This window comes from Alicyclobacillus acidiphilus NBRC 100859 (assembly GCF_001544355.1).
GTDB classification, from domain to species: domain Bacteria; phylum Bacillota; class Bacilli; order Alicyclobacillales; family Alicyclobacillaceae; genus Alicyclobacillus; species Alicyclobacillus acidiphilus.
In genome coordinates this window covers 1-3561 of sequence record NZ_BCQI01000119.1, presented here as the reverse complement: position 1 = coordinate 3561, position 3561 = coordinate 1, and the positions used below count along the sequence as shown (strand labels likewise).

Sequence of the window (3561 nt, the reverse complement as noted above, 5' to 3'; positions counted from 1 at the left end):
TGGGCCACGTAGCGGTCAAAAGTTCCCTTATGGCGACGAGAGCGATCACGCTCGCGGGCAGCCGGGGCGGCATAACGGTCAAAAGTTCCCTTATGGCGACGAGAGCGATCACGCTCGCGGGCGGCGAGGACGGCGTAGCGGTCAAAAGTTCCCTTATGGCGACGAGAGCGACCACGCTCGCGGCCGGCCAAGGCCACGTAGCGGTCAAAAGTTCCCTTATGGCGACGAGAGCGACCGCGCTCGCGGCCGGCCGGGGCGGCGTAGCGGTCAAAAGTTCCCTTATGGCGACGAGAGCGATCACGCTCGCGGGCGGCCGGGGCGGCGTAGCGGTCAAAAATTCCGTTACGCGAAGGCGAGTGTGCCAGGCGACGGGGGCGTGAGTGGGTACAGGCATTGTAGGCGTTCTCGGCTCCTGGATCCGCGTCCGCTGCCTTCGGAATGGGAAATTTCAGCCGTTTAGGCAGTGGCGACCTCTGCGTTGTCGAACGCGGCTAATTCGACACACACTGAAGCACCCATGGGAAACGGTCTGACATTGAAAAATCGATTTGATTTGATTTGCTTGAGAAGGTTGATCAGATCTCGCATTCCGGGAAGCAATGGCAGTCTCGGTGAGGATGAGAATATCTCCGAGCGCGCCTTATTCCGTGCCGCATGGCCGAGATCGGACTGAGCCGAACCTCTTGGCCGACTCTCGGCGGCTCATGTGTCCGCCGTCCGATGAAACAACGCGAATCATAAATCTGTAAATTCCTGTAACCCTATTTTCACTCGCCTTCTCGGCTGAAGATCAGTTTCGATACATTCCATAGGGAGGCGTGCTAGGTTTAAGTCTCACACAATCTGTCCAAACTCGTTAATAGACGCAAGATGATCAAGTTTGGCAGAGGAGTGATTGGTTTGGCACAAATTCCGTTGTCGCTCGTCGTGGCGCTTGTCGCGATAGGGATCGGGGAATGGCCTGGGGTCGATGCCTGGTCCGATGTAAGCGTGATTCATCACGTTTTGGTCCACGGACTATTCGCTGTGGCAGGCGCGATGATTGGTTTTCAGACCGCATGGTGGACGCGTAAGGCGCAGCAAGCTGCGTACACAGCGTTGGAAGACAGTGAGGTGATTTCGTGAAGCGATCCGCATTTCAGTACGCCTGTCTGCTCTACCTGTCGGCAGCCGTGATGGCTGTGGTCTTCGTGCCCGGTGTCATGAGCGACAGCAAATCGTTTTCGCACCTGTTGGAGCATCTTTTGATCATCGCTTCGGCTGCATTGTTCGCCTACGCGGTCGAACGTTTGCGGCAAATGGCGACAAGCCGCAAACGAACGCAGTGAACCTGGGATTTCTCGGCAGAGATGTGGCAGGGTCAACGCTCCACTTCCTCGATTTCTAGGAAACTTTCTATAGGATCGCGAGCGTTGTACCCCCACAGGATCGACATCTCGACTCGAATTGTGTAGTAGCAATTTATACGAGGTGAATCTTGTGACGAAGCGTCTTGTAGTCGCAATGTGTTCCGCGGCTGCTGTTCTGGGTTTTGCAGCGCTGCAAAGTACAGTTTACGCGGCGACCGATAAGCAGACAGCGGTTCATGATAATGCGAAAATGCACGCGAAAACGATGCACGGTCGCCCTCTGTCCGCCGCGCCAAACCGACAGATCGTCAAACGCATCGATGAAATGCTCAGTTGGCAAGTCGACAACAGCTCAGGAGCCACAGGTAATCAAACCAGTTCCAGTTCTTCGTCGAAACACGACAAAAACGATATCAACCATATCATTACTCAATTTGAACAAGCTATCGCCCCCTATCAGTCAGACGTTCATCCTAAGAGAATCAAGCATCCGGCGAACGCGTTTGCCAATGACACGTCGGCAAATACGAGCAACGGCACTGGTTCAAGTGGATCGTCTGGGGATGTTTCGATCACGCTTGCCCAATCGTTGGCGGATTACCAAGCCGCGACGAAGGATGACGTTCAGTCGCAAAGTCAATTCGAATCAGCCGTGAGCGGCTATATTGCGGCGATGCAAGAAGCTGTTTCTGAATCCAAAAGCAAACTGCTGTCGTCACAGGAATCCTCGTCGACCGAGGTTATATCGTATTTGGAGGACGCCCTGTACTATCAGAAGGCGGTGGACAGCGGTGTCGATCAGTTGCGGGCTGCCGCTGCAAAGAAGCAGCCGAGCGCCTTGATTCCAATTCTCCAACAAATGGTTGAGTACGAGCAACAAAAAGTGGCCGATATTCAAGAAGCGACCAAAATTTTGCAGGATGCCACGACGACGCTTTCCAAGAATCTGTGAACAGCATCTTCAGCCCGACGGCCGGATGTCTCCATTCAGACATTTCTAAGGCGTTTCAAAAAAAGAGCCTGCCGAGCATGTCGACAGGCTTCTGTGAATCTCACAGGATTGGGGTTTTCATAGGTACAGTGTAGATACAGTTCATCTACACCACGTTTTCAAGTATACCGAGGGGATGTCACGGCTACATGAGTCCCTGGACCCATCTTTCAGCAAAATTCCCTCTGATTCTTCCTTGTTGCTCCATGTTTTCAACTTTGAAACAAATCGGAAGATAGATAACGTTCGCCTGTATCGGGTGCAATACACAATACGCGTGCGTCCTTGGGCAGGTCTTTCGCAATTTGGATTCCGAAATAGGCGGACGCCGCGCCAGACGCACCAACCAAAATGCCTTCTTCCGCCGCCAGCCTGCGCGCGGTGGTTTGCGCGTCCTTGTCCTCAATCAACAAGATCTCGTCAAACACGTCGCGATTCAAAATGCTTGGCACAAATCCAGGACCTGTCCCCGGAATCTTGTGCGGTCCAGGTTGACCTCCGGAAATGACTGGCGATCCTTTCGGCTCGACGACGTAAATCTTGAGATTCGCAATTCGCTTCTTCAACTCTTCGCCCACACCGGTGACGGTTCCGCCAGTTCCCGCAGTCAAGACGAGCGCATCGAGGTTGCCTTCGAAATCGTCGTAGATCTCTTTCGCTGTCGTATGCCGATGAGCGTCGGGATTTGCAGGATTGTCAAACTGCATGGGGATGAATGAATTCGGAATACGTGCCGCCAATTCTTCAGCAGCCTTGATGGCCCCTTGCATCCGTTGGCTTTCAGGCGTCAGATGAACTTCTGCCCCATACGCTTTCAACAATTTGACACGTTCTTCAGTCGCATTGTCTGGCATGGTGATGATGCATCGATAGCCGCGAATCGCGCAGACCATGGCAAGGCCAATGCCGGTGTTTCCAGACGTCGGTTCAATCACCGTACTCTTGCCAGGCACGAGCTTTCCTTCCCGCTCCGCGACGACAATCATGTTCAGCGCCGGACGATCCTTGACGCTTCCGGCCGGATTCTTTCCTTCCAACTTCAAATAGACACTTGCCCCATTGGGATCTGGAAGTCGGTTGAGGCGCACGGTCGGTGTATTTCCGATTAAATCAAGAATAGAATCGTAGAGCGGCATGTCGGTCGTCCCCTTCGAACCTAAATTTGCTATTTGCAAAAAACATCTCTAAAATCGCGCGAAATCGCACCGAAACTTCTCCTAC

5 protein-coding genes are annotated in these 3561 nt (G+C 53.4%); 4 read left to right on the top strand and 1 reads right to left on the bottom strand.

Annotated features, from left to right (window positions below; all coding sequences use genetic code 11):
* From AAC01S_RS19815 to AAC01S_RS18185, 4 genes are all read left to right on the top strand, one after another.
* The coding region (locus AAC01S_RS19815; protein WP_217997870.1) for a hypothetical protein at positions 1-380 on the top strand (380 nt) is incomplete at its 5' end.
* Positions 381-900: 520 nt separating this feature from the next.
* Entirely contained in the window at positions 901-1125 is a 225-nt protein-coding gene (locus tag AAC01S_RS18195) for a hypothetical protein (RefSeq protein ID WP_067625859.1), read from the top strand.
* Complete coding sequence (locus tag AAC01S_RS18190) at positions 1122-1328, top strand: hypothetical protein (RefSeq protein ID WP_067625856.1); 207 nt, start codon at positions 1122-1124, stop codon at positions 1326-1328. Before AAC01S_RS18195 ends, AAC01S_RS18190 begins: the two co-directional genes overlap by 4 nt.
* A gap of 151 nt (positions 1329-1479) precedes the next feature.
* Positions 1480-2301, top strand: coding sequence for a hypothetical protein (locus AAC01S_RS18185; protein ID WP_067625852.1), 822 nt, complete (start codon positions 1480-1482; stop codon positions 2299-2301).
* Between the two features lie 251 nt (positions 2302-2552).
* On the opposite strand, the gene cysK is transcribed toward AAC01S_RS18185, so the two are convergent.
* Positions 2553-3476, bottom strand: a complete 924-nt coding sequence (cysK, locus tag AAC01S_RS18180; RefSeq protein WP_067625849.1) for a cysteine synthase A — start codon at positions 3474-3476, stop codon at positions 2553-2555.
* Between the last annotated feature and the right edge of the window lie 85 nt (positions 3477-3561).

Bases quoted from the DNA above. Each gene is read 5' to 3' on its own strand.
- cysK (WP_067625849.1), bottom strand. From the start codon at position 3,476: ATGCCGCTCTACGATTCTATTCTTGATTTAATCGGAAATACACCGACC.